Genomic DNA, 24,605 nt, shown 5'->3' on the forward strand with positions numbered 1-24,605 from the left:
TCGATCTTGCGCGGATTTGGGCGGTCTGTTGGGATGTCCCGAGCGAAGCGAAAATCCATGTCCCCGGAGGGCGCATGCCGCGTCAGGTCGATTACTATTTCTCGTTGCAATCGCCGTGGGCCTATATCGGCCATAGGTCCTTTCGAGATCTCGTAAGTACTTACGATCTCAAGGTAAATCACAAGCCGGTGGTGCTGGTCGATCTGTTCTCGGAGACCGGAGGCTTGCCCTTGATGAGGCGCCATCCGGTGCGGCAGCGTTACCGGATGGTCGAACTGCAGCGCTGGCGCGACAAGCGTGGACTGAAATTCCACCTGCAGCCGGCGAACTGGCCATTCAACGCGCGTCTGGCCGATGGCGTCGTGATCGCGGCGTTGGAGGCCGGCCTCGACCCCGACCGATATCTGCGACGAGCCTTTGCCGGCGTCTGGGAGGAACAACTCAACCTTGCCGATCCCGCAACGATTGCAAAACTCGCCGACGAATCGGGGCTGCCGGGCAAGCAATTGGTGGAGCGCTCGCTCTCGGAAGAAATCACGGCAGCCTATGAGCAGAACCGGCAGGATGCGCTGGCGGCCGACGTGTTCGGCTCGCCGGTTTACGTGCTGGATGGTGAAGTGTTCTGGGGCCAGGACCGTATCGAACTGCTGGAAGATGCGTTGAAGTCCGGCCGCGCGCCCTATACCTCAAGGGTGTAGGAGCGCGCCTTGAAAGCGCCCCGCCGGTCGAGGAAACCGGTACTGTCCTGAGGCGGGAGCAAGCCCATGCGCAGAGCGAAATCGTCCTCGAAATTCCCCGGCGTCGTTGTGCTGGCCGTTTGTCTCGCCGGCGCCGGTCAGGCGCTTGCGGGCCCGATGCCGGAGACCGAGAACGGCCGCTACGCGCTGTCGCCGGCAGGCGATGGCGTGCTCCGCCTCGACACTCGTACCGGCGCAGTCTCGACCTGCAACAATTCGGGTGCGGGTTGGGCCTGCTATGCCGTACCTGACGAGCGCGCGGCGATGGACGCGGAAATCGGCCGTCAGCAAGCCGACATCGTCCGGCTGCAGGCCGAAAATGAGCGGCTCAAGGCGGACCTCGCCTCGCGAGAGCCCACCGTGGGCGGCAAGATCGAGGAGCCGCTGCCGAAATCGGACTCGCTGAAGAAGAGCGAGCCGAAGGTTGCCGAGGGCGAACGCAAGATCGAAATCCCGCTGCCGAGCGACCGCGACATGGATCGCATGATGTCGTTCCTGGAGCGCGCCTGGCGGCGATTGATCGAGATGGCCAACCGGGTGCAGAGGGACGTCAGCGGCAAGATTTAACGGGTGGTCTCGGCCGTCGTCCCTGCGCACGCCGCGGCCTTTCGATTTAGGACGGTCGAAGTCGATATCGCTCGTAGCAATGAACACCTGTGGTTATGGGTCCATGCGTTCGCAGGGACGACGGGTTGAAAGATCGAGTCTATGACAGCACCCAAATCCCTATCCCACACTGCCCCGTCCACCGTCAGCGCCACCACCATCGTATCCTCGCTGCTGACCGTGGAAACGCGAGGCGTCGGCTTTACCGACCTCACCGCCGAAGTCGCGAAATTCGTCCGTGATGCGCATGCACGCGAAGGGGCGGTGACGCTGTTCATCCGTCACACCTCGGCGTCGCTGACCATCCAGGAGAATGCCGATCCAACCGTGCTGGTCGATCTGACCACCGCATTGAACCGGCTCGCGCCCGAAAATGCCGGATGGCGTCATGACACCGAGGGGCCGGATGACATGCCGGCACACATCAAGACCATGCTGACCGCGACCTCGCTGCACGTGCCGGTCCTGCAGGGCGCGCTCGCGCTGGGCACCTGGCAGGCGATCTATCTGGTCGAGCACCGCGCCCGGCCGCACCGGCGCGAGATCGTGCTGCAGTTCGCCGGCAGCGTGGATTGAGAACGGAAACAGCCACCGCAGAGAGCGCAGGCGACGATCGGCGGGGTCCCGCGCCGGTGGCGGCGTAGCCTGAAAGCTAAAGTCCAACAATTGAAAACAGTAGCGCTGCGGTCCACATCAAAATGGAGATGAGGGCGGTCCATCGCGCGCACAACAGGTACGTCTCGCGCATCATCGTTGAAACCAGCTTCTGCGCGATCGCCGGGGGCGGGCGACTTTCCTTGGGCACGTAGAGCCACATCTCGGTCCGGCGGTGATCCTTTGTCCGGGCTTCACGGGCTTTCAAGACGAGGACAAGCGTCATCGCCATGGTCAAGAGACCACCGGCCTGAAAAGCCGACCGCGGGATGAAGGACATGGCGATCATGACGCAGAAGATCGCAAGCGACGCGAAGCCGCATGCGCGCAGCACCGTTTGATAGGCAAGACGGCGCATCTCTTCCATGCCCCGTATTACTCCGTCGTTCCGCGATAATCTCAGCGTAGCGGCAAGGCCTTCCGCTCTCAACCCTCGGAAGCGGCCCGCTAAAGGCCGATCTGGAGAAAATTTCCAACGGCGGGCAGTGCCAGGAGCGCGGTTCCGGCAAGCCAGATCCATAGCGACACGTTGTTCGATTCCGAAGCGCCGGTAGCCCGCTCATAGATGGCCGCTGGAATTCCGCCGACGATGACGGTGGCGGTCGAAACCATCAGCGATGCGAACATCAAGGTCAGCGACACGCTTCCGAACAGCAGCGGGCCGGCCAGCGGCTTGACGTACAGCAGCGCGAAGATCAACCAAAGCTGGTTGAAAATGCCGTTGATCATTCCGAAGAATGCGATGCCGATGAAATAGAAATTTCGGTTCATGACGCCGCTCCGCCGACCCGCGGGGCAAGATTGAACAGCAGCAATGTGTAGTGAAACCCGACGCGCAGCCAGAACAACCAGACGAAGCCGAACAGCCATAGCAAGACCGGGGCAGTGATCTTCGGCGTGACCAGCGCGACGACGGCAACTACGGGATCGGTGACCCTGCAGAAAAACCGCCAGATGTAATTCGGCGAATCCGCATCGACCATCAGGCCGAGCAGGACACGGCCCAGCATGGTGTACATCAGCGCTGCCAGGACGAAATTCGGCAGGTGGAAGTACCAGTAGGCGGCCAGCGAACTTGAAGTACCCAAAGTCGGACTCTCCTGGTCTGCTTGCGCCATCGACGAACGGACATGTGATCGCGACGGCGGTCAACAATGGCAAGCGACGGCTCCGCCTGCAAGCCGGGTTACTCACGCTCCTCTACCAAAACAAAACGGGGCCTCGTGAGGCCCCGTTTGCCGAAACGTGTAGCAGGTCTGCTAGGTCGTCTTTTCCTCGAGCACCGTCCTGCCTCGCGGCTTCCGGATGTCGTCGACATAGGCTTGCATTTCCGCCGAAGGCTCCCTGCCGAGCTTGCTGACGATGTAGATCACAGCGAAGCCGAGCGGAGCGCCCAACAAGCCGCAGGCGATGTTGGTCAGGTTGAACCAGCCGACCTTGTTGGCCAGCGGGTGCGCGAGCGTCGGGAAGCTTTCCATGGCGTTGGGCAACGCCATGGCCTTGGCGATGTCGACCAGCGGCGCTCCCGTTGCCGCGTTCAATAGCGACGTCATGCCGAAGTACTTCACGCCCGCGCCCGGGAAGTACCGGGTCGTGACGAGATAGAACAGGCACAGTCCGAAGCCGGCAATGATGCCGCAGATCGCTCCCGTCGCCGTCGCACGCTTCCACCAGACCCCCATCACGAGTGCCGGGAAGTTGCCGGCCATCGCCAGAGAGAATGCCCAGCCGACCATGGCCAGGATATCCCCGGGCTTGGTCGCGGCTGTTGCTGCTGCAACCACCGCGACGATCAGCAGCAGGACGCGGGCGACGATCAGCCGGCGCGCGGTCGGCGCGTTCGGGTCGACCATCTTGTAGTAGACGTCGTGCGACAGTGCGTTGGCGATGGCGAGCAGCAGCCCGTCAGCGGTCGACAGTGCGGCGGCGAGACCGCCCGCGGCCACCAGGCCCGAGATCACATAGGGAAGTCCCGCGATTTCCGGCGTGGAAAGCACGATCACGTCGGTATTGATGACGAAGTCCTGCAGCCTGACCACGCCGGGATGATCCGCAATGGCCTTGCACGCAGCGATAACCGCGTCGATGCTAGCTGCGTTCTTGCCGCAGATCTGGATCAGCCCGAGTTCGCCCCAGCTGAACAACCACGGGCGAATCGCCGACAGATCCCGTCCGATGATGTTGGTGTAGACCTCCAGCTTCGAGAACGCCGCGTAGGCCGGCGCCGAGAAGTACAGCAGGAAGATGAACAGCAGCGACCAGGCGACCGACTGGCGCGCTTCACGCACCGACGGGGTGGTGAAGTAGCGCATCAGGATGTGCGGCAAGGAAGCCGTGCCGACCATCATGCACATGATGATCGCGAAGAAGTTGAGTGGGGTGTAGTTGAAGAAGGGCTGAATGTGCGGCTTCAGCGTGGCGGCCGTCGTCAGACCGGTCGCCAGCATCTCCTGCTCGCGCGCCGTGATGTCGGCGATCGCCTGTCCGTAGGTCAGTTCCGGAATCGGAAAGCCGTAGTTCTTGGTGGACAGGATCACGATCGGCGTCAGGTAGGCGATGATCAGCACGATGTACTGGGCCACCTGGGTCCAGGTCACCGCCCGCATGCCTCCCAGCATCGAGCACACCAGGATGCCGACGAGCCCGGCGAACACCGCAAGTTCGAACTGCATGCCGAGGAAGCGCGAGGCAATCAGGCCGGTGCCGTAGATCTGCGCCGTCACGTAGGTGAAGGAGCAGGCAACCAGCACGATCACGCCGAGACCGCGGGCGAAGTTGCCGCCATAGCGGAACGCCAGGAAGTCAGGCACCGTATAGGCGCCGAACTTGCGCAGGTACGGTCCGATCAGGATCGACACCAGCACGAAGCCGCCGGTCCATCCCAGCACCCACGCCAGGCCATCATAGCCGAGCAGGAACAATGTGCCGGCCATACCAACGAATGAAGCCGCGGACATCCAGTCGGCGCCGGTCGCCATGCCGTTATAGAATGCGGGCACGCTGCGGCCGGCGACGTAGTACTCGGACACTTGCGCTGTGCGCGATAGAATGCCGATGATGGCGTAAACCGCGAGTGTAAAGAACACGAAGAGATAGCCGAGGATCTTGTTGGGAACTCCAACCTGCTCGAGCACTGCAAGCAGAATCACGAAGGCGAGAAAGCCTCCCGTGTAGAAGCCGTAGATCTTTCCGAGATTGCTGAGGAAGTCGGTGCCGCCTGAAGTTCTTGTAGCCATATCCGCTTCCCCCTCAATCTTCCTCGGCAAAGCCGAATTCGCGGTCAATCTTGTCCTGCTGCTTCGCGAACACGAACAGCATGACCACAAAGATGATCAGCGAGCCCTGTGCGGCCATGTAGAAGCCGAGCGGGAAGCCCAGAACAGGAATGATGATGTTGTTGAGCGGCTTCACGAACATGTGGATGACGAAGCCGAAGAAGAACCAGACGCCGAGATGCGTGAACATCAGACGCGATGTCTTCGCCCAGTGCGCCTCTTCTCTCTGTTTCAGGTTTGCAGAATCAGCCATCGGTTGCGTATCCTCCTCAAGGCACCGGTCACACCGGGATTGAATGATCGAGGGGATTGCAATCCCGTAGTACGGCGTCCCCCCTTGCCGCTGTCCCAACCGATCTTTTGGCGGTTTGGGAATGGGAACTTCTAACATCCCGAATGGCCAGCCTTAATAATACTTTCGGGGGGTAGAGCCTGCTAATAACAATGCTGCATTGGAATCATTGGACTTTGCAGGTACCGGATTTGCGTACAAGCTGAGCTCAAGCTGGCTGCGGGACTGGAATGCAATGAAGCTGTTCGAAAAACTGTTTCGTCCCCGTCCGCCGATTCGCGACCGCAAGGCGCTTGCGGACTTCGTCGATGCGCAGTCGGCGTTCATAGTGCAGAAGGGCATCTACGAATATTCCCGCGCCCGCGCAGGCCATTACGCCAAGGTGCTGTTTGCCGAGGAGGGATTTGCCAAATCGGTCGAACACGCACGCTGGCAGGCCTTTCCGCTCGGGCTGGCGATGGTCGGCGAGACGGTAGATGTCGTGTTGCGCCCGCACGCCGGCGAAGAGCGCCGGGCGGTGCTCGACCAGATCATCGCGGTCGTCCTTTCGGTCTTCGACCGCTATCCGGTGCCGCCCTCGATCGGCGAGGCCGCCTGGCAGGAGGCGCGGCGCGAAATGGCGCATCGGCTCGATCTCGTCGGGGGTCATGCTCCCAAGCGGGTGATGGACATTCCCGAACCGCTGGCCGAGAGCTACTTTGCCATGATGCCGATCCACGAAAAGCTGCGCGGGCGGGATTTCGCCACCACGCGCAATTACCTGCGCGTCTGCCTGTGCAACATCCATGACGAATTGGTCGACCGCATCGACGCGCCTGCCGTGACCCGCGCGCTGCTTGAATAGGCGCTCAGCGCGCGCTAATGCCAAGCTCGTCGGGCGGCACCGGCGGTGCGTCGGTGAGGGAGGAGGGCGATGGACAGGACGGCTGGCGGTGCCCCGCTTTTGTCGCTCGACGCCGTTGTCATCGATGTCGAAACCACCGGGCTCGATCCACGCAAGGCGCGGGTGATCGAGCTTGCCGGTGTACGGCTCACCGCCGGAAAGCCGGATGCTGACGGTTCGTTTCGTCAGCTGCTCCGGCCGGTCGGCGAATCGATCCCTGTCGAGACGACGCGTATCCACGGTATCGACGATGCCATGGTTGCCGGCTCGCCCCGCTTCGCGGAGGTCTGGCCGCGATTCGACGCGTTTCTCGGTCGGGCCGTTGTCGTCGGGCACATGATCGGATTCGATCTCGCGATGCTGAAGCGCGAATGCGAACTGGCCGGGTTGCCATGGTCGCGCCCCCGGACGCTCGATACCAGGCTACTTGCGGAGATCGCCGCGCCGGACCTGGCCGGCTACGAGCTGGAGAAGCTCGCGGCCTGGCTGGGCATCGACATGGTTGACCGGCATTCTGCGCTGGGCGATGCGCTCACGACCGCGCGGATATTCCCGGCGCTGGTGCCGAAGCTGCGCGAACACGGCATCCGCACCGTTGCCGAAGCCGAACGCGCCTGCCGCGCGTTCACCGCCGTGCTCGACGATCAGGTGCGGAGCGGGTGGATCGAGGCGGTCGACGGCACGGCCCGTATCGATGCCGAGCGAACGCTGAAGCGCTTCGACAGCTATGTGTTTCGCCACCGCGTCGGCGACATCATGCGGGCGCCGGCGATCTTCGTCCCGTCGGCCGCCACGGTCGGTGAAGCGCTGGCGCGAATGACGGACGAGAAGATATCGGCTGTCTACGTGCACGGGCTGCAGCCGGGCATGGACGTCAGGGCTGTCGATGCGGGCATTGTCACGGAGCGCGACGTGCTGCGCGCCGTCGCCCGGTTCGGTGCCCCGGCGCTGCAGCGGCCCGTTGCCGAGATCATGAGCACGCCACTGGCGGCGGTCCCGGCGGATGCGTTTGTCTATCGCGCGATCGCCCGGATGAACCGTCTCAAGACCCGCCATCTCGGTGTCGTCGATGAGGCCGGCCACGTGGCCGGTGCACTGTCAACGCGTGATCTGCTGCGCCTGCGCGCAGGCGACGCCATCTCGCTCGGCGAGGCGATAGATGATGCAGGCGATGCGCATGCGCTATCGGCGGCGTGGGCGCAGTTGCCGCGGGTCGCGCAAATGCTTTTGGCGGAAGGATTGTCCGGCCGCGATATCGCCGAGATCATTTCCCGGGAATTGGGAGCTCTCTCCCTGCAGGCCGCCGTGATCGCCGAGCGGATCATGCGGGTGAGTGGCCGCGGCGAGCCGCCGTGCCCCTATGCCTTGCTGGTTCTCGGATCGGCCGGACGCGGCGAAAGCCTGCTGGCGATGGATCAGGACAACGCCTTGATCTTTACGCAGGGCGATCCTGATGGCGAGGAGGATCGCTGGTTTGCGGAATTCGGGACGCATGTCGCCGATATCCTGCACGAGGCCGGGGTGCCGTATTGCAAGGGCGGCGTGATGGCGAAGAACGCGCTCTGGCGGGGCTCGGTAGCAACATGGCGGGAGCGGATCGACCAATGGATCATGCGTTCCAAGCCAGCCGATCTATTGTCGGTCGATATCTTCTTCGACCTGCGGGCGGTTCACGGCGACGGCAGCCTTGCTGTCTCGGTGCGTCAGGCGGCCTTCGCGGCGGCCGAAGGCCAGGTCGCGTTTATCAAACTGCTGGTCGAGAACGTCAGCGTTCCGGCAAGCCTGAAATTTTTCGGCGGGATCCGCACGGTCGCCGGCCGTATCGACCTCAAGGCGGCCGGACTGTTTGGGCTCGTTGCATGGGTGCGCGCGGTGGCAATCCGCTATCACGTTATGGAACGGTCGACGTCGGCGCGACTCGCCGGCGTGAAGGCGAGGGTTCAGGCCAGCGAGAGCGATCTCGATGCGCTTGGCGAAGCCCAGGGCACCTTTCTCGATCTCATCCTGTCGCAGCAGGTTGAGGACATCGCCTCCGGCATCCCGCCTTCCAACGCGGTTGCCGTAAAGCGATTGTCGAGCCGTGACCTCGATCGGCTGCGTACGGCACTTGCTGCGGTTTCCACCATCGATGAGCTCGGCCGCGACCTCCTGTTCAGGGATTGACGCGGCGTCCTTTCGAAAGCGAAGCATTTTTCTCTGAGTTCCCTGTGGGCTCGGCCGGCGCGGCCCAAATCCCAGTTATTCATTCTTTTGCGCTGCACCATCGACGGAAATTGGTGCCGATTAACTGCTTTTGCGCAACGCGGGAAAGGTTGCCTTGCAAGTCGCCTGCTGACGGTGGACAATCAAATTGCTGACGATCAGCAACGACTTGCATGCTTTCCCGACCTCTTGTCGGCGCCTGGAACAGATGATTGCTGCTGCCAATACCCATCTCGTCATCGCCGATGACCATCCGCTCTTCCGCGACGCTCTGCGCCAGGCGGTGGCCAGTGTCGTGGCTTCGGCCGCCGTCAGCGAGGCCGGCACGTTCGACGAACTCACCGCGCTGCTCGAGCGCGATTCCGACGTCGACCTGATCCTGCTCGATCTCACGATGCCGGGGATTTCGGGCTTCTCGGGGCTGATCTATCTGCGCGCGCAATACCCGGCGATCCCGGTGGTGGTCGTGTCGGCTAGCGACGATGCGGCCACGATCCGGCGGTCGCTCGATTTCGGTGCCTCCGGCTTCATTCCCAAACGCTTCGGCGTCGAGACGCTGCGCGACGCCATCATGAAAGTGATGGAGGGCGACGTCTGGGTGCCGCCGGACACCGATCTCTCCTCGGCCAGCGACCCCGACATGACGAGGCTGCGCGACCGCCTGGTGACGCTCACCCCGCAGCAGGTGCGGGTGCTGATGATGCTGTCGGAGGGGCTGCTCAACAAGCAGATCGCCTACGAGCTCGGCGTGTCGGAAGCGACCATCAAGGCCCACGTCTCGGCGATCCTGCAGAAGCTCGGCGTCGAAAGCCGCACGCAGGCGGTGATTGCGGCGGCAAAGATCTCCGGCGGCCAGTGGCGCCAGGGCACGCCGACGACTTAGACCGTAGGATGGGTGGAGCGCAGCGATACCCATCACCTCGCCATCCGCGAACACGCCCATGACCGGTTACCGCCGTAACTTTATTGCTGGAGGCAGCTTCTTTTTCACGGTCAATCTGGCGGATCGCCGGCTGCGGCTGTTGACCGAGAACATCGACGCATTGCGGACAGCCTTCCGCGAGACACAACGGCATCATCCATTCGCGATCGATGCGATCGTCGTCTTGCCCGATCATCTCCACACGGTCTGGACGCTACCGGAAGGAGATGCAGATTTCTCCACGCGATGGCGGCTTATCAAGACTTCGTTTTCTCGAAAGCTTGTTGTTGGCGAGCCGATTTCGAGTAGTCGGGCTAAGAGAGGAGAACGCGGCATCTGGCAGCGGCGGTATTGGGAGCACACGATCCGCGACGAAACCGACTTTGCGCGCCACATCGACTATGTTCACATCAACCCGGTCAAACATGGGCTGGTGACACAGGTCAGAGATTGGCCCTATTCGTCATTCCGCCGTTTGGTTAGAGACGGTGTCTACCCTGAGGATTGGGCAGGTGATGTTTCCAAGCTCGATGGGGAGTTTGGTGAGCGGCGTTGAATGTGCGCCGAAATGATGGGTATCGCTTCGCTCCACCCATCCTACGGTCTACGCCCTATCTCTTCTACTCCGCCGCCACCATTTGTTGCGCGCGCCACTGGCCGAGCAGGGCGCGGAGCGAGGCCGGCTTGACCGGCTTGTTGAGGATGGCGATGTTTTCCTCGCGCGCGGCGGCGCGTACGTTCGGGCTGCGATCGGCCGTGATCAGGATGGCGGGAATGTTTTCGCCGAAGCGGCGGCGGATCTCGCGGATCGCGGCGACGCCGTTGCCGCGGTCGAGATGATAGTCGACAAGAAGGCCGGTCACGCTGTGGCCGGACGATTCGATAGCAGCGATCGCAGCTTCCGGATCCGCCACCGCGATCACCTCGGCGTTCCAGGCTGTCAGCAGCGTCTTCATGCCGTCGAGGATCGCCGGATCGTTCTCGATACAGACGATCAAGGCGCCACTCATAGGCATCTTGGAAAGCGGCGTGGCGCTGGTGACGGCGTGGGTGTAGTTGACCGCCTTGGCGACCGGCACGGTCACCGAGAACACCGAACCGCCGCTGGCGTTGGCGTCGATCGCGATGCCGTGGTTGAGCACGCGCGCCAGCCGCTCGACGATCGATAGGCCGAGACCGAGGCCGCGGGCGATCCGCGCGCCCTGCTCGAGGCGGTGGAATTCCTTGAAAATCTCGCCGCGCTTCATCACGGGAATGCCGACGCCGGTATCGTAGACGGCGATCTGCAGGGATTGCCCGTGGCGGCGGCAGCCGACCAGCACGCGCCCGCGCGGGGTGTACTTGATCGCGTTGGAAATGAAGTTCTGCAGCAGCCGGCGCAGCAGCGAGCGGTCCGATTGCACCGGCAGCGAGCAGGGCACGAAGGTCAGCTCCAGCCCCTTGGCGCGGGCGATCGGCGCAAACTCGATCTCCAGCGAACGCATCAAGTCGGCCATCTTGAAGCTCGAGATCGAGGTCGTCATTGCCCCCGCATCGAGCCGCGAGATGTCCAGCAGCGCGCCGAGGATCTCCTCGATCGCCTCCAGCGAGTCGTCGATGTTCTCGACCAGGCGGGAATCCTCACCGCCGTTCTGACGCTCGACCAGGCTCGTCACATACAGCCGCGCCGCATTGAGCGGCTGCAGGATGTCGTGGCTGGCGGCTGCGAGGAACCGGGTCTTCGAGATGTTGGCGTCCTCGGCGGTGCTCTTGGCCTGCGCCAGCTCGGAGTTCAGCCGCGTCAGTTCCTCGGTGCGGTCGCGCACGCGCTTTTCCAGCGTCGCGTTGGCGCGCTCCAGCGCCTCGGCGGCCTCGAAACTCGGGGTGACGTCGGAGAAGGTGATGACGAGGCCGCCGCCCGGCATCCGGTTGGAACGGACCTCGATCACCATGTGGCGGTCGGGCAGTCGTTCCAGATAGGGCTCGCCTTCGGTGGTGTAGGCCTCCAGCCGCCGCTGCAGCAGCGTATCGGGATCGTCGGCGCCGGACGCGCTGACCGCGCCCATGAATTCGAGGATTTCCTGCAAGGGGATGCCGAGCTGCACGAGGTGCGGCGGCAGCGCGAGGACTTCGCCGAATTGAGCGTTCGAGCAGATCAGTTGCAGATCGGCGTCGAACACCGCGATGCCCTGGCGCACATGGTTGAGCGCGGTCTGCAGGATCTCGCGGTTGAAATGCAGTGCGGCGTGGGAATCGTCGAGCAGCTTCAACGCGGCTTTCGCGGAGACGGTGCGCTTGCGCAACAGGAGCGACATCACGAGACGCGAGGACGCCGCGCCGATCGAGGAGGCGATCAGGCGCTCGGCATATTGCAGCAACTCGAAATCGGCAGGTGCCGCCGGATCGAGGTTGCCGGAATGACCGGCAGCAAAGGTCTCGAAGGCCTGGGCTGCGCGCTCCGGGCCGAGATATTGCGCCACCGTGCTCTGGATGTCCTGCACGGTGACTGTCGTGCGCCAGCGCCGGAAGTTCGGGGCGATCGGCGCCAGCGTGTTCGGCACGAACAGGTCCGCCTGCAGCCGTTCGATCGAGGACGGCTGGCGCGCGAGCGACATCAGCACATAGGTCAGGATGTTGAGCGCGAGCGACCAGAACACGCCATGCATCAGCGGCGGCAGGTCGGTGCCGAGCAGCGCTTGCGGACGTAGTGCTGTGATGCCGAACGGGCCTTGCTGCAACAGTAGAAGACCGGTGGGATTGCCTTCCAGGAAGCTCGGCAGGAATAGTGTGTAGAGCCACACGGCGACGCCGACCAGCATGCCGCCCATCGCTCCGCGTGCGGTTCCCTGGCGCCACAACAGGCCGCCGAAAAAGGCCGGCGCCAGTTGCGCCAGCGCCGCGAACGACAGCAGCCCGATCGCTGCCAACTGGGTGTTGCCGAGTGCGCGGTAGTAGAAATACGCCATCACCATGATGGCGAAGATCGCGAAGCGCCTTATCTTGAGCAGGAAGTCGCCGAAATCCTTGCTGCCGTCGCGCGCCCCGGGACTTCCCTGCAGCACCATCGGCAGCACGATGTCGTTGGAGACCATGATGGAGAGCGCGACGCATTCCACGATCACCATCGCGGTCGCGGCCGACAGGCCGCCGACGAACACAGCGATGCTGAGCAGCGCCGAATTTGCCTCGATCGGCAGCGCCAGCACATACATATCGCTGTCGACGGCGCCGAACGGGAAGGTGACGAGACCGGCGAGCGCGATCGGAATCACGAACAGGTTGATGGCGACCAGATAGAGCGGAAACAGCCAGCGGGCACGATTGACCTCCTCGAGGCTGGAATTCTCGACCACGCTGACGTGGAACTGCCGCGGCAGCAGCATGATCGCGCAAAACGACAACAGCGTCATGGTCAGGAAATTGCCGATCGACGGCACGTAGTTGATCGCGCGCACCGCCTCCGGGGTCTTCATGGCGCGTTCGATCAGTTCGACCGGCGTGAACATCCAGAAGGTGACGAAGGCGCCGGCGGCGATAAAGGCGACCAGCTTGACGATGGACTCGGTGGCGATCGCCAGCATCAGGCCATGCTGGTGCTCGGTGGCGTCGGTCTGGCGGGTGCCGAACAGCACCGCGAATGCCGCCATCGCCAAGGTGACGACCAGTGCGATGTCGCCGATGATCGGGATCGAGGAGAAGAACACCTTGTCCTCGCTCAGGATCGTCTCCAGCGAGGAGGCCACCGCCTTGAGCTGCAGCGCGATGTAGGGCACAGAGCCGACGATCGCGATGACAGCCACGGTCGCGGCGACCGCCTGGCTCTTGCCGTAGCGCGCCGCGATGAAGTCGGCGATCGAGGTGATGTTCTGCGACTTGGCGAGCTGGATCACGCGCCGCAACAGCGGCGTGCAAAGCCCGATCATCAGGATCGGCCCGACATAGATGGCGAGGAAGTCGACGCTGGTGCGGGTGGCGAAGCCGACCGAACCGAAGAAGGTCCAGGAGGTGCAATAGATCGCCAGCGACAGCGGATAGATCAGCATGCTGGCGCGGCCGCGCTGGCTCGGCGACAGGCGGTCGCCGTAGCTAGCGACGACGAACAGCAGTCCGATATACGCGAACGCGGTGGCGATTACGCCCCAGTCGTGCAGCATCGCTGCTTCTCTCCCTATCCGTCCTGGCTCGCTCGGAAACGCGATCGGGCCGGAACCTCAGTATAAACGCATTGGGCCGGCAGCGCACCGCGCCACCGGCCCAATTCGCAAGGATAAGGAAGGGTAGGGTTACTCGGCCGCCAGCGGTTTCTGTCTTACGGGCAGCCCGAGGCGTTCCCAGACCTGCAGCAGCGCTTCGGCGAGCCGGTCGATCAGGCCGTCATCGTGATAGGGCGAGGGCGTGATCCGCAGCCGCTCGGTGCCCTTGGCGACGGTGGGATAGTTGATCGGCTGGATGTAGATGCCGTGCTCTTCCAGGAGGATGTCGGAGGCCTGCTTGCACTTCTCGGGATCGCCGACGAACAGCGGCACGATGTGGGTGTCGCTCGACATCACCGGCAGGCCGGCGGCGTTGAGGATCGCCTTGACGCGGGCGGCGCGGTCCTGGTGGCGCTCGCGCTCCCAGTTCGAGGTCTTCAAATGCCGGATCGCAGCCGTTGCGGCCGAGCAGATTGCCGGCGGCAACGCGGTGGTGAAGATGAAGCCCGGCGCATAGGAGCGGACGGCATCGATGATCTCCGCATTGCCTGCGATGTAGCCGCCGAGGCAGCCAAAGGCCTTGGCGAGCGTGCCTTCCAGCACGTCGATGCGATGCATCACGCCGTCGCGCTCGGCGATGCCGCCGCCGCGCGGGCCGTACATGCCGACCGCATGGACCTCGTCGACATAGGTCATGGCACCGTATCTTTCGGCCAGATCGCAGATCTTGGCGAGCGGGGCGACGTCGCCATCCATCGAATAGAGGCTCTCGCAGGCGATCAGCTTGGGCCGCTCCGGACCCGCTGCGATCAGCAGTTCCTCGAGATGTGCGAGATCGTTATGGCGGAAGATCTGCCGCTCGCAGCCGGCCTGGCGGACGCCTTCGATCATCGAATTGTGGTTCAGCGCGTCGGACAGAATGAGGCAGTTCGGAATGAGTTTGGCGATCGTCGAGATGCCGGTCTGGTTCGAGACGTAGCCCGAGGTGAACAACAGCGAGGCCTGCTTGCCATGCAGGTCGGCCAGCTCCTGTTCGAGCTGCACCAGCGGATGATGGGTGCCAGCGATGTTGCGGGTGCCGCCGGCGCCGGTTCCGACGCGGGTCGCGGTTTCGACCATGGCGCCGACCACTTTCGGGTGCTGGCCCATGCCGAGATAGTCGTTGGAGCACCAGATCACGACATCGCGCTTGCCCTTCGGCGAGTGCCAGACCGCATGCGGGAACCGGCCCGCGATCCGCTCGAGGTCGGCGAAAACGCGGTAGCGCCGCTCGTCATGCAAGCGGTTGAGGGCGGCGTGGAAGAATTTGCTGTAATCCATCACAAGACCTGGAAAGGAACCGGCCGTATCGGCGTCGGGCCTTTTTAGAGCCTTTCCAGCTTTGATGTCTACGCGGATTCCCACATTTCGGCGCGCCTCCGGGATGCTACTTAGGCAGCGCAAATGTTGATCGGGATCAAGGCGCTAGCCGCGATTTGAAATCCCGGCATCTTGGCAAACGGCCGTTGCGGCCTCAGGTGGTCCTAAACCGCAGCACGCCGTCGCTCACCTCGGAGGTCAGCCGTCCCTCCACCAGCATGTAATTGACGTGCGCGACCAGTTCGCCGGCGGCAAAGCCCATCTGGTGCTCGTCCAGCACGTGCTTGTGGAACACGACCGGCACCAGTTCCTTCGAGGTCTGCGGCACTTCCCGGCAGGCTTCCGCGATCAGCCGGCAGCGGTCCTCATGATGGTCGGCGAGCTGCTTGATGCGGGTCTTCAGCCCGTAAAACGGCACGCCGTGGCCGGGCAGCACCATGACGTCGTAAGGTAGCGTCGTGGTGAGGCTCGCCAGCGAAGCCAGATATTCGCCGAGGGAGTTCTGGTCGGGCTCGACCGCCCAGACGCTGACATTGGGCGAAATCTTGCTCAGCACCTGGTCGGCCGACAGGAACAGCTTGTCGGCGGCGCAGTACAGCATCACCTGGTCGAGCGCGTGGCCGCCGCCGGTGATCACCTTGAAGCGCCGGGTGCCGATTACAACCTCGTCGCCATGCGAGATGCGGCGATAGGACGGCGGCAGCACCGAGACCCGTTTCAAATAGTCCTGGCCGCGGCCGAGCAATCTGTCGGTCAGGCTCTCGTCCATGCCGTGGCGGCGGAAGAACAGCCGCTGCGCGTTGCGCCGCTCCTCGGTGCCGCGATTCTGGTGATAGACCGATTGCAGGTACTCGACCTGCGACATCTGCAGCGGGCAGTCGAAGCGCTCGACGATCCACCCGGCGAGGCCGACGTGGTCGGGATGCGAATGGGTAACGATCAGCCGCGTGATCTTCACATGCCGCAGCGGGCCCTCGAACAGGGTGGTCCAGGCCGCGATGGATTCCTCATTGCCGAAGCCGGAATCGACCATCGCCCAGCCATCGCCATCGGCCAGCAGGTAGATATTCACGTGATTGAGTCGGAACGGCAGCTTGAGCCGGACCCAGAGCACGCCGGGCACCACCTCGACGACCTGATCGTGGCCCGGGTGGCTTTCGAAGGGGTACCGCAGTGCCTCGGCCGAGGACTGCACCGTGTCGGTTTTCGAATGCATGCTACCGGCTTAGCGGTAGAGGCGGCGCCGCGCTAGCCGAAAAAAGCGGGGCAATGCTGTCATTCCGGGGCGTCCGAAGGACGAGCCCGGAATCTCGAGATTTCGGGTTCGCATCTTCGATGCGCCCCGGAATGACGGTCCATGTGGCTTGACGACTACGCTGCCCTGATATTCGACAGGAACGCGTCGATCTCCTCGCGCAGCACGTCGGCCTCGCGGCGCAGCGCGTCGGAGGCGGTCAGCACCTGGCCGGCGGCGGTTCCGGCCTGCGCCGAGGCGCTGGAGACGCCGACGATATTGCTGGAAACCTCGCTGGTGCCGCCGGCGGCATGCTGGATGTTGCGCGCAATCTCGCGCGTCGCCGCACCCTGTTCCTCGACCGCGGCCGCAATCGCGGTGGTCACCTCGTTGATCTCGCTGATCGTGGTGCTGATGTTGCGGATCGCGGAGACCGCGGTCTCCGTCACCGTCTGCATGCTGACGATCTGCTGGCGGATCTCGTCGGTGGCCTTCGCGGTCTGGTTGGCGAGGCTCTTCACTTCGGAGGCGACCACGGCGAAGCCGCGCCCGGCATCGCCGGCGCGTGCCGCTTCGATGGTGGCGTTCAGCGCCAACAGGTTGGTCTGCGAGGCGATGGTCTGGATCAGGTCGACCACCACGCTGATCCGCGCCGCGTTATCTGCAAGCCCCTGCATGGTGGCGTCGGTTGCGCCGGCATCGTCGACCGCCTTGCGGGCGATCTCCGCCGAGGTGATGACCTGACGGCCGATCTCCTCGATCGAGGAGGACAATTCCTCGGTGCCCGACGACACCGTCTGTACGTTGGCCGAAGTCTGCTCGGCGGCGGTCGCAACCGCGGTCACCAGTGCGCTGGACTGATCGGCGGTCGCCGACATGCTTTGCGCGGTCGATTGCATCGAGCCCGCTGCGGTCTGCAGGCTGTCGAGCGCGGTGCGAACGGTGCTTTCGAACTCGACGATGCGGGCTTCCATGCGCGAGGCGCGCTCGGTCTTGGCGATGCGGTCCTTGTCCTGCTCGGCGGAGAGTGCGCGGCTCTGGATCATGCTCTCGCGGAACACGTGCAGCGAGTCCGCCATGGCGCCGATCTCGTCCTGCTGGTGGCTCTGATAGACCTCCGTTTCGAGATCGCCGCTGGACAGCAACTGCATCGAGCGCTGCAGATTGCCGATCCGCAGCAGGATGTTGCGGCCGACATAGAGCCAGACGAACAGGATCGAACCGACCAGCGTCGCCACGCCGAGGGCGAGCATGACCATGGTCCCGAACGAAATCTCCTGACGCGCCTGCCAGGCCGCAGCGTCGGTTTCCTTCTGCACGCCGTCGACCAATTGCTGCACGCTGATGCCGAGGCCGACGTTGAGCTTGCGGGTTTCCTCCAGAATGGTCTGGCCGAAATCGTCGGCGTCAAGCTCCTGCTGGCGGACCTTGAAGACGCCGGTCTTGCCGTCGGCAAGTGCCAGCAAGTCCAGGGTCGCTTTGCGGACGACATTCATCGCCGTGGTCTTGGGCAGCTTCTCGACATTCGACTTCACGCGCGCCTGCGCGGTGCGGAATTCCTTCCCGATGGCCTCCAGCGTATCGCCGCTGGTGGCCGACAACGCGGCGATCATGTCGAAGGCCATGAGATTGCCACTGGCGGCGATGTCGGCGAGCTGGTCGGCCGTCCTGTGGGCCTTGATGGCGTCGGCCTGCGAGAAGTTAGGGGCGGCGTAGATGCTGTAGAGTTCGGTCTGGGCGTCGATCGCGGCGGGGCCGGCGGCTGAAATGAAGCGCCGTTGAGCCTTGCGCACCGCTTCGTATAATTTTTCGTGCTGGGCGGCCAGTTCGAGCCGCTCGCGCGCGGCCGCGCCGAGGCTCTTGATCACGTCATCGATGTTCTTCATGTTCTCGGTGAGCGCGGCAACCACCGCCTTGTCGGCGCCGAGTTCGACGATCACGCCGAGCTTCTGCAGCGCGACCGTCTGGGTCTCCTTCATTTTCATGGTACGATCGTTCAGCGCCTCTTCGCTGCGCGCAGCCAGCAGCGCCGGCCCCTGGCTGGCGAGACTCGCGCTCTGCGCCGAGAGTTGCAGGCTGGCGGCGAGGCGGGGAATATCCCGTCCGCTCAAGTCGACCATGGTCGCGCCAAGCCGCCCGAGCATCAGGCCGGCACCGGCAGAGATGACGATCGCCATGCCGGCGATGACGGCGAAAGCGGCAAACAGACTGCCCCTGACGCCGAAGCGAAAACCCTTGAGCCGTGATTTGAATAACGCCATCTGCCGCTGCCCCGTCTACGCTACCTAGAGATGTTTCCTCGCGCGGCAGTATCGCGATACCCGGTTAACAAGTTTGGAAAAACCGAACTGTTTTAGCCATAATTTTAGCGGCAGGCGCTTGCCGGATTGGATTTTTCCGCGATCCGGAAAACGCAAGCGTGAACAAAAACAAAGAAGACCGGCTTGAGAGCCGGCCTTCTGCAATTCTCAGTTGAAGGCGTTTAGTAGCGTTTTCCAGCGAAGTGGTGGACAACGGTTTGCGTCAAGAAAACGCGTCAAAACGAGAATCTAGAGCCCGGTTCTGATTCAATCAGAATCGAAAGGCTCTAGTAGCGTGCCACCACCGGGCTTGCGAAGTTGAAGCGATAGTTGACGCCGAGCTTCAGCGTGTGGTCGTCATTGTGGAAGCTGCCGAACGGCACCAGCGCGGCAGGGCTGATGAAGCGGGTGCTGCCGAAGTCGTAATACATGTACTCGCCTTTGACGGCCCAGTTCGGGGCGAACATGTACTCGACACCGGCGCCGACGGTGTAGCCGTGGGTGTGGCTGCCATCGAGCAGGAAGGGAATCGGCGCGCCGGCGAGCGTCAGCCGCTCGCTGTTGTCGGAATAAGCGTAACCGCCTTTGACGTAGAGCAGGCCCGGACCCCAGGTGTAGCCGATGCGGGCGGTGACCGAGCCGAGGCCGCGCTGATCGTTGGTGTAGACGTAGCCTCCGGGGAAGGTCGCGGTGAGGTTATTCTTGCCGAGCCAGGAATACTGGCCCTCGGTACCGAGCACCCAGTTCGTCGCGAATTGCCAATCGAGGCCGGCCTGAACGCCGCCGAGCAGTCGGGCGCTGGAGTCGCTCAGCACCGCGCCGTTGAAATCGTGGCTGCCGGTGAAGGCGCCGCCGAGATGGCCGCCGATATAGAATCCGGTCCAGTTATAGACGATGGCCGGCGCATAGACGGGCGGCTGTTTGTAGTAGGGGCGCGCGCCGAGATCGGCGCCAAGGGCGGGCGCGGCGGCGGTGAGAGCGGCGAAGGCCACGAGGGCGGCGAGGATCTTTTTCATGGTGCTGGTCTCCGAAAACCGTTCGGCGACACCCTCGTGCGGGGCGCCATCCATCGCCACGCACATAGACAGCTTTTATCTAAAATGCTGTCACTCCGGGGTGACAGCGGGTGGTAACCCAACCCATTGGCAGGCAAACGTTTTTTGTACTTAACGAAGGCCTAATCAAAGGTAAAGAAAGGCCTAATATTCGGTAGCCCCGAAGCTCCCGGTAAGCCTTGCTTAACCAATGCGGCGGCGCACGTCGCTGCGCATCTGCTCGCGGAAGGCTTGCCGGCGCGCCGGGCGATGTTTCACCGGCACGTCGTGGCGGTCGAACACGTTGAACATTTCGAGGATCGGGTAGTGATCGCTGGCCATTGCCAGGATGCGCAACAGCTCCGCCACCGGCCCGGTCGGACCGGTGACCTCCCATTTACGGATGGTGTCGGCGCCGTCTGCGGCCGGCAACCCGCAGAGCTTGGCCATGTCGGCCACCGACAGCGGCTGGCCGATGGCCTCACCGAGATGCTCGCGAAGTTTCTTCAGTTCGGCTCCGGTCACGGGTTCCCCATTACAAATCGACATCTGTGAAGTGCGTCACACACCGTATCGGACGCGGGGGCTATACGCAGCCCATTAGGTTTCCTGATGAGGAGGTAACCAATGCGCCGATTGCTTGAAAGCCTAACCCCCCAGGCCCGCCAGATTTATTGGAAATGGGTCGGCGGCATGTTCGCCCTTTATGTCGTGTTGATGCTCACGGCTGCAGGCGTCTTCGTCAGTCACGAATCATCGCGAAAACTGGCGCACGAACCCGCCACGACTGTGGCAATCGACGACAAGCCGCGCTCCGTCACCGAGACCCCGGCCTCGCTGCGCCAAGCCGCGCGGTATTGAAGGCTTCAGACGCCGATCGCGTTCCGCGCCACCACGTCGCGATAGAAGGCGACGCTCAGCTTCGGCGTCCGGCGCTGCGTCTCGAAATCGACGTGGTAGAGCCCGAAGCGCTTCTCGTAGCCGTAGATCCATTCGAAATTATCCATCAGGCTCCAGAGGAAATAGCCGCGGATAGGTACGCCCTCCGACGTCGCGCGCTGCAATTGCCGCAAGTAATTGCGCAGATACATGATGCGATCGAGGTCGTAGACCTGGCCGTCGGCGCGAAGCTTGTCTTCCGACGAGGTGCCGTTCTCGCTGATATAGATCGTCTCGATGTTCCAGACTTTTGCCGCCAACCGCGGCGCCCAGTAGATCGTCTCCGGCCCCACGCGCAGCCATTCCGAGTTCATGTGCGGGAAGGAAGCGGGAAACGGCAGCACGCTCCAGCCCGGCGGCTTGTCGGAAGCGGCGATGTAGAACTGCGGCGCGTAGATGTTGAGGCCGACGAAATCGTTCGGCTGCGAAATGATCTTCAATTCCTCATCGGTGAACTTCGGTGCGTTCTTGCCGGCGAACTGCAGAAAGCCGTCAGTGTATTTGCCTTCCAGGATGACGCCGAGAAAGCCCGAGTTCAATTCGCGCGTCGCTACTTCGGCGGCACGAACGTTTTCCGGTGTGTCGAACGCCGGCACGCAGGCTGCGATGTTTTCGGCCGGCCCCACTCTGGTGCCCGCACGTCCGCGCGCGCGGATCGCCTGCACGGCGAGGCCGTGCGCCAACGCCACATGGTGGCGGACCTGGTTGACGTCTGCGTCCGGCAGTTTGAGCCCGGGGGCGTCGATGCCCCAGCCATAGCCGAAATTCACGAACCTTCCGGCTTCGTTGATCGTGAAGATCGACCGGACACGATCCGTGATCCGCGCCGCCACATGGCCGGCATAGTCGCCGAAGGCCTTTGACGTTTCGCTGGATCGCCAGCCGCCGACCTTGTCCTCGAGCGCCTGCGGCAGGTCCCAGTGATAGAGCGTCCCGTATGGTTCGATGCCGTTCTTGAGCAGTTCGTCGACGAGCCGGTCGTAGAAGTCGAGGCCCTTCGGGTTCGGCTTGCCCGTTCCTTCCGGAAACACCCGCGGCCAGGCGATCGAAAACCGGTAGGCTCTCGCGCCCAATTCCCTGATAAGGCCGATGTCCTCCTTGTAGCGGTGATAGTGTTCGTTGGCGCGGTCGCCGCTGGTGCCGTCCTCGATCTTGCCGGGCGTGTGCGAGAAGGTGTCCCAGATCGAGCGACCGCGGCCGTCTTCGTTTACGGCGCCCTCGATCTGATAGGCCGACGTCGCGGTGCCCCACACAAAATCTTTCGGAAAGCTCGCCGGTGAGGGACGCTCGGCCGCCGGTTGCGCGGCGGCATCGGCAGGACGCGCCGCCATGCCGAGCGCGGACAAGCCTGCAAGCTTGGCAAAATGCCGGCGCGAGAATTTTCCGAACATCATTGTCTCCGGTCAGCGTTCGTCGATTTGGTAGGCGGATATCCTGTCGATCTCGAATGCGACAATATTGGGAGATTCGCCATCGACGAATCCCACGCCCTCGAGAGTCTTCGAGCCCATCGCAAGGTTCACGATCATGTACATGGGTTCGTGGAAGCCGACCGGGACCTTGATCTCGGAGACCGGCTGTCGGTCGATGAAATAGGTTATGCGATCCGGCTGCCACAGCACGCCGTAGTCGTGGAACGCGGTCGGGGCGTCCGGCACAATGAAGTCAAACCCACAGCGCTCCACGCGCTGCGTCTCCGGTATCCGCCAATGTGTCGTCATCACGATGTCGCCCGGCCGTTGCCCGCGGCCCTCCATGATGTCGACTTCCGGCGGCCAGCCGCCGTCATCGGCCAGCATCCAGAATGCCGGCCACACGCCGGTGCCGACCGGCACCTTGGCGCGGATTTCGAAATATCCGTATTTCTGGGCAAACCGGCTCTGGGTCGTCAGGATGCCCGAAATATATTCATTATTGAACAGCACGGTCTTCAGCGCTGGCGGGGTCCGGCTGGCGACGATCGAGAGAACGCCGTCTTTGACCTTGAACGGATCGAGGCCGAGCGGCGTTGTTTCGCGCCCGCCATAACGCGGATCGACATAGATCTGCTGTTCGCCATTGTAGCTGGTCTTGCGCCTGAAGTCGGAGCCCTCGCCACCCCAGTAACGCGCTTCCGGCCAGGCAGCGCCGCCGGCGTAATGCGGCGCCCATCTACCATCCAGCAGCGGATGCGCGTCGAAATCATCGTGAAAGGTCCGGTGCAGCGATACCGATGCGAACGATGCGGGGTTCGGCGCCTCGACGCGGCGGCAGCGCTCGCCAAGCATGGCGGTCGCAACCTGCAGCGTGAGTTTGGCTGTCGCGGCGGCGAGATCGGCCTGCGCCAGCGCCGGGCCGGCGAACAGGCCGCCGATCGCGACCAAAGCGCACGGCGTCAGTCTCTTGCTTGCCGGTTCGCGTCGCGACGACAGCGGATCACTCACGGACGATGCCCTCGATCTGATGGTCCTTCGGCGGCGACCGGCGTGCATACCTCATTCGAGGTACGTAGTTATACGAGGTGGACGCTTAACGGCAAGGTAGTCCTGATGTCCAAGAATGAGGTGCGTCAGAGCGCTTGATGCCGATGGCGCCGAGTGCGGGTTCGGCCTTTCAAACCATCGATCGTTCAATTTGTTTTCAGTTCTTCAACGTTGAGAGACGGTTTCTTCAATATTGGTGCGTACGGACTCTTCCTGAGATGCTCGTCTATTTTGTCACAGACGAACCGACGAAGTTGCCTGCGGTGCGTGCGATGTTCGAGCCGCAGCACGCCGTAGTACCCTGGCTGCTGGGCGGCGACGGCACCCGGATCAGGTCGCATGGCGTGCTGATGGTCGACGTCGACCTGCGGCAGATGCCGCGCGTCGATCAACTCAGGTTCATATTGCGGGACCTTGCCGGCATTTCCGAGAAACTGTTCGTCGTTCACAATCTCTCCCGTTCGATGGTTGCGCAGGCCTATGCGCTCGGCGCGACCGCGGTCGTTTCACGCGCCAAGGAAGCAATTGCCAAGGTTGCGCAGATCGAAGCGACGGAAGCGGCCGCCGGGGACAAAGCCGCAATTTCGGGGTCGGAGATGGACGAAGGCGTGGCCGCCTTCGCCTCGATGTTTTCGAATGTGCGCCTGGGCAAGCCGGTGAAAGTTGCCGATGCGAAGCGTGCGACGTCGAAGATCATTAACCGCGTCGGGCAGGATGGCCTTTCGGCATGGCTCGACGAGGTGCGCCGCTACCACGAGGGCACGTTTCAGCATTGCCTGCTCGTCACCGGCGTTGCAGTCGGCTTCGCGCTCGATATCGGGTTCTCCGGCGCGGATGTATCGCGGCTCGGACTGGCGGCGACGCTTCACGACATCGGCAAGGCGCGCATCCCGCTGTCGATTTTGGACAAGCCGGGACGCCTCGACCCCGACGAGGAGGAGATCATCAAGCGCCACCCCGTGATCGGATATGATCTCTTGAAGGGCGTAACCGGCATCAGTCAGGAGATTCTGGACGGCGTGAGGCACCATCATGAATATCTTGATGGCTCCGGTTATCCGGATGGACTGAAGGCCTCGCAGATTTCCGATCTGGTCCGATTGCTGACGATCTCGGACATCTTCGCCGCGCTCATCGAGTCGAGAACCTACCGGCCGCCGATGCCGCGGCCCGCCGCCTACCAGATCCTGTGCGGCATGGAGGGCAAGCTGGAAGGATCCCTCGTCAGGGCGTTCCGCAGCGTCGCGCTCGGGTCGTGAGCGGGCCTGCCGATAATCCACGCGGAATGATCCCGCTCCCGGGCTGATTTCCCGATCGAGGTCGGTCGTCTGGGAGAGATGGTGCTGCCAGACAGGAATGAACTGTCGCAAGAAACACCCCGCCAACTGGATTTGTTGAGCTTTTTGGCCGCGCGAGCGGTCCCGAGGGCTGGTGTCGAAGCGGTTCCGCCCGATTACCGAAGGGGCGCCGTACCTTTACCGGCGCGGCGCCGTAGGGTACTCAGCAAGTATCGTATCGGCCATGATACACGATG

The 24,605-nt window shown here is 63.1% G+C and carries 23 protein-coding genes; 9 read left to right on the top strand and 14 right to left on the bottom strand.

All coding sequences use genetic code 11. From position 1 onward, the window contains the following. Positions 1–74: 74 nt before the first annotated feature. The 3 genes from LMTR13_RS02980 to LMTR13_RS02990 all read left to right on the top strand — a co-directional run bounded on the left by LMTR13_RS02980 (position 75) and on the right by LMTR13_RS02990 (position 1,919). Positions 75–698 (top strand): 2-hydroxychromene-2-carboxylate isomerase, encoded by a 624-nt coding sequence (locus tag LMTR13_RS02980; RefSeq protein ID WP_065726602.1) that lies wholly within the window; start codon positions 75–77, stop codon positions 696–698. Between the two features lie 66 nt (positions 699–764). Then, positions 765–1,304 (top strand): hypothetical protein, encoded by a 540-nt coding sequence (locus LMTR13_RS02985; protein ID WP_065726603.1) that lies wholly within the window; start codon positions 765–767, stop codon positions 1,302–1,304. 141 nt (positions 1,305–1,445) lie between these two features. After that, positions 1,446–1,919 (top strand): secondary thiamine-phosphate synthase enzyme YjbQ, encoded by a 474-nt coding sequence (locus tag LMTR13_RS02990; RefSeq protein ID WP_065726604.1) that lies wholly within the window; start codon positions 1,446–1,448, stop codon positions 1,917–1,919. A gap of 76 nt (positions 1,920–1,995) precedes the next feature. Here LMTR13_RS02990 and LMTR13_RS02995 read toward each other — a convergent pair whose 3' ends face one another. The 5 genes from LMTR13_RS02995 to LMTR13_RS03015 all read right to left on the bottom strand — a co-directional run bounded on the left by LMTR13_RS02995 (position 1,996) and on the right by LMTR13_RS03015 (position 5,525). Further along, complete coding sequence (locus LMTR13_RS02995) at positions 1,996–2,364, bottom strand: hypothetical protein (RefSeq protein WP_065726605.1); 369 nt, start codon at positions 2,362–2,364, stop codon at positions 1,996–1,998. Between the two features lie 80 nt (positions 2,365–2,444). Continuing rightward, the gene (locus LMTR13_RS03000; RefSeq protein ID WP_065726606.1) at positions 2,445–2,768 is read right to left on the bottom strand and encodes a hypothetical protein; all 324 of its coding nucleotides are present in this window, start codon (positions 2,766–2,768) and stop codon (positions 2,445–2,447) included. Continuing rightward, a complete protein-coding gene (locus LMTR13_RS03005; RefSeq protein WP_197520986.1) occupies positions 2,765–3,085 on the bottom strand; it encodes a hypothetical protein in 321 nt (106 codons plus the stop codon). Before LMTR13_RS03005 ends, LMTR13_RS03000 begins: the two co-directional genes overlap by 4 nt. 171 nt (positions 3,086–3,256) lie before the next feature. After that, positions 3,257–5,233 carry a sodium:solute symporter family protein gene (locus LMTR13_RS03010; RefSeq protein ID WP_065726608.1) on the bottom strand — a complete coding sequence of 659 codons (1,977 nt, stop codon included), beginning with the start codon at positions 5,231–5,233 and terminating at the stop codon, positions 3,257–3,259. Between the two features lie 13 nt (positions 5,234–5,246). Beyond that, entirely contained in the window at positions 5,247–5,525 is a 279-nt protein-coding gene (locus tag LMTR13_RS03015) for a DUF4212 domain-containing protein (RefSeq protein WP_065726609.1), read from the bottom strand. 274 nt (positions 5,526–5,799) lie between these two features. Here LMTR13_RS03015 and LMTR13_RS03020 point away from each other — a divergent pair, with 274 nt between their 5' ends. Continuing rightward, complete coding sequence (locus LMTR13_RS03020) at positions 5,800–6,408, top strand: hypothetical protein (protein ID WP_065726610.1); 609 nt, start codon at positions 5,800–5,802, stop codon at positions 6,406–6,408. A 69-nt stretch (positions 6,409–6,477) separates the two neighbouring features. Continuing rightward, a complete protein-coding gene (locus tag LMTR13_RS03025) occupies positions 6,478–8,610 on the top strand; it encodes a DUF294 nucleotidyltransferase-like domain-containing protein (protein WP_065726611.1) in 2,133 nt (710 codons plus the stop codon). Between the two features lie 79 nt (positions 8,611–8,689). On the opposite strand, the gene LMTR13_RS41495 is transcribed toward LMTR13_RS03025, so the two are convergent. Beyond that, positions 8,690–8,902, bottom strand: coding sequence for a hypothetical protein (locus LMTR13_RS41495; protein WP_197521201.1), 213 nt, complete (start codon positions 8,900–8,902; stop codon positions 8,690–8,692). On the opposite strand from LMTR13_RS41495, the gene LMTR13_RS03030 reads away from it, so the two are divergent. Then, positions 8,861–9,532 carry a response regulator gene (locus LMTR13_RS03030; RefSeq protein ID WP_065732381.1) on the top strand — a complete coding sequence of 224 codons (672 nt, stop codon included), beginning with the start codon at positions 8,861–8,863 and terminating at the stop codon, positions 9,530–9,532. The two genes, LMTR13_RS41495 and LMTR13_RS03030, sit on opposite strands and share 42 nt — an antisense overlap. Positions 9,533–9,590: 58 nt before the next feature. Continuing rightward, positions 9,591–10,127, top strand: coding sequence for an REP-associated tyrosine transposase (locus LMTR13_RS03035; RefSeq protein ID WP_065726612.1), 537 nt, complete (start codon positions 9,591–9,593; stop codon positions 10,125–10,127). 64 nt (positions 10,128–10,191) lie between these two features. On the opposite strand, the gene LMTR13_RS03040 is transcribed toward LMTR13_RS03035, so the two are convergent. The 6 genes from LMTR13_RS03040 to LMTR13_RS03065 form a co-directional block, all read right to left on the bottom strand. Further along, positions 10,192–13,704, bottom strand: a complete 3,513-nt coding sequence (locus LMTR13_RS03040; protein ID WP_065726613.1) for a hybrid sensor histidine kinase/response regulator — start codon at positions 13,702–13,704, stop codon at positions 10,192–10,194. Positions 13,705–13,833: 129 nt separating this feature from the next. Further along, positions 13,834–15,063 carry a 5-aminolevulinate synthase gene (hemA, locus tag LMTR13_RS03045; protein ID WP_065726614.1) on the bottom strand — a complete coding sequence of 410 codons (1,230 nt, stop codon included), beginning with the start codon at positions 15,061–15,063 and terminating at the stop codon, positions 13,834–13,836. Between the two features lie 193 nt (positions 15,064–15,256). After that, positions 15,257–16,318 carry an MBL fold metallo-hydrolase gene (locus tag LMTR13_RS03050; RefSeq protein ID WP_065726615.1) on the bottom strand — a complete coding sequence of 354 codons (1,062 nt, stop codon included), beginning with the start codon at positions 16,316–16,318 and terminating at the stop codon, positions 15,257–15,259. A 155-nt stretch (positions 16,319–16,473) separates the two neighbouring features. After that, positions 16,474–18,597 carry a methyl-accepting chemotaxis protein gene (locus LMTR13_RS03055; protein WP_065726616.1) on the bottom strand — a complete coding sequence of 708 codons (2,124 nt, stop codon included), beginning with the start codon at positions 18,595–18,597 and terminating at the stop codon, positions 16,474–16,476. 326 nt (positions 18,598–18,923) lie between these two features. Next, a complete protein-coding gene (locus LMTR13_RS03060; RefSeq protein WP_065732382.1) occupies positions 18,924–19,652 on the bottom strand; it encodes an outer membrane protein in 729 nt (242 codons plus the stop codon). A 222-nt stretch (positions 19,653–19,874) separates the two neighbouring features. After that, positions 19,875–20,195 (bottom strand): helix-turn-helix domain-containing protein, encoded by a 321-nt coding sequence (locus LMTR13_RS03065; RefSeq protein ID WP_065726617.1) that lies wholly within the window; start codon positions 20,193–20,195, stop codon positions 19,875–19,877. A 102-nt stretch (positions 20,196–20,297) separates the two neighbouring features. Here LMTR13_RS03065 and LMTR13_RS40215 point away from each other — a divergent pair, with 102 nt between their 5' ends. Beyond that, positions 20,298–20,531, top strand: coding sequence for a hypothetical protein (locus LMTR13_RS40215; protein ID WP_156795401.1), 234 nt, complete (start codon positions 20,298–20,300; stop codon positions 20,529–20,531). A 5-nt stretch (positions 20,532–20,536) separates the two neighbouring features. On the opposite strand, the gene LMTR13_RS03070 is transcribed toward LMTR13_RS40215, so the two are convergent. Beyond that, positions 20,537–22,000: a GH1 family beta-glucosidase gene (locus LMTR13_RS03070; RefSeq protein ID WP_065732383.1), complete on the bottom strand. Its 1,464-nt coding sequence runs from the start codon at positions 21,998–22,000 to the stop codon at positions 20,537–20,539. Positions 22,001–22,012: 12 nt separating this feature from the next. Next, the gene (locus LMTR13_RS03075; protein ID WP_236843270.1) at positions 22,013–23,032 is read right to left on the bottom strand and encodes a glycoside hydrolase family 16 protein; all 1,020 of its coding nucleotides are present in this window, start codon (positions 23,030–23,032) and stop codon (positions 22,013–22,015) included. 257 nt (positions 23,033–23,289) lie between these two features. Here LMTR13_RS03075 and LMTR13_RS03080 point away from each other — a divergent pair, with 257 nt between their 5' ends. Then, positions 23,290–24,330 (top strand): HD-GYP domain-containing protein, encoded by a 1,041-nt coding sequence (locus tag LMTR13_RS03080; RefSeq protein WP_065726618.1) that lies wholly within the window; start codon positions 23,290–23,292, stop codon positions 24,328–24,330. Positions 24,331–24,605 lie beyond the last annotated feature (275 nt).

Source organism: Bradyrhizobium icense (assembly GCF_001693385.1).
Taxonomy (GTDB): Bacteria; Pseudomonadota; Alphaproteobacteria; order Rhizobiales; family Xanthobacteraceae; genus Bradyrhizobium; species Bradyrhizobium icense.

Excerpts from the sequence above, each read along its gene's own strand:
- LMTR13_RS03060 (WP_065732382.1), bottom strand. The coding sequence starts at position 19,652 with ATGAAAAAGATCCTCGCCGCCCTCGTGGCCTTCGCCGCTCTCACCGCC.
- hemA (WP_065726614.1), bottom strand. The coding sequence starts at position 15,063 with ATGGATTACAGCAAATTCTTCCACGCCGCCCTCAACCGCTTGCATGAC.
- LMTR13_RS03015 (WP_065726609.1), bottom strand. The coding sequence starts at position 5,525 with ATGGCTGATTCTGCAAACCTGAAACAGAGAGAAGAGGCGCACTGGGCG.
- LMTR13_RS03080 (WP_065726618.1), top strand. The coding sequence starts at position 23,290 with ATGCTCGTCTATTTTGTCACAGACGAACCGACGAAGTTGCCTGCGGTG.
- LMTR13_RS03070 (WP_065732383.1), bottom strand. The coding sequence starts at position 22,000 with ATGTTCGGAAAATTCTCGCGCCGGCATTTTGCCAAGCTTGCAGGCTTG.
- LMTR13_RS02980 (WP_065726602.1), top strand. The coding sequence starts at position 75 with ATGCCGCGTCAGGTCGATTACTATTTCTCGTTGCAATCGCCGTGGGCC.
- LMTR13_RS03040 (WP_065726613.1), bottom strand. The coding sequence starts at position 13,704 with ATGCTGCACGACTGGGGCGTAATCGCCACCGCGTTCGCGTATATCGGA.
- LMTR13_RS03010 (WP_065726608.1), bottom strand. The coding sequence starts at position 5,233 with ATGGCTACAAGAACTTCAGGCGGCACCGACTTCCTCAGCAATCTCGGA.
- LMTR13_RS02985 (WP_065726603.1), top strand. The coding sequence starts at position 765 with ATGCGCAGAGCGAAATCGTCCTCGAAATTCCCCGGCGTCGTTGTGCTG.
- LMTR13_RS03055 (WP_065726616.1), bottom strand. The coding sequence starts at position 18,597 with ATGGCGTTATTCAAATCACGGCTCAAGGGTTTTCGCTTCGGCGTCAGG.
- LMTR13_RS03000 (WP_065726606.1), bottom strand. The coding sequence starts at position 2,768 with ATGAACCGAAATTTCTATTTCATCGGCATCGCATTCTTCGGAATGATC.
- LMTR13_RS03035 (WP_065726612.1), top strand. The coding sequence starts at position 9,591 with ATGACCGGTTACCGCCGTAACTTTATTGCTGGAGGCAGCTTCTTTTTC.
- LMTR13_RS03025 (WP_065726611.1), top strand. The coding sequence starts at position 6,478 with ATGGACAGGACGGCTGGCGGTGCCCCGCTTTTGTCGCTCGACGCCGTT.
- LMTR13_RS03020 (WP_065726610.1), top strand. The coding sequence starts at position 5,800 with ATGAAGCTGTTCGAAAAACTGTTTCGTCCCCGTCCGCCGATTCGCGAC.
- LMTR13_RS40215 (WP_156795401.1), top strand. The coding sequence starts at position 20,298 with ATGCGCCGATTGCTTGAAAGCCTAACCCCCCAGGCCCGCCAGATTTAT.
- LMTR13_RS02995 (WP_065726605.1), bottom strand. The coding sequence starts at position 2,364 with ATGGAAGAGATGCGCCGTCTTGCCTATCAAACGGTGCTGCGCGCATGC.
- LMTR13_RS41495 (WP_197521201.1), bottom strand. The coding sequence starts at position 8,902 with ATGGTCATCGGCGATGACGAGATGGGTATTGGCAGCAGCAATCATCTG.
- LMTR13_RS03050 (WP_065726615.1), bottom strand. The coding sequence starts at position 16,318 with ATGCATTCGAAAACCGACACGGTGCAGTCCTCGGCCGAGGCACTGCGG.
- LMTR13_RS02990 (WP_065726604.1), top strand. The coding sequence starts at position 1,446 with ATGACAGCACCCAAATCCCTATCCCACACTGCCCCGTCCACCGTCAGC.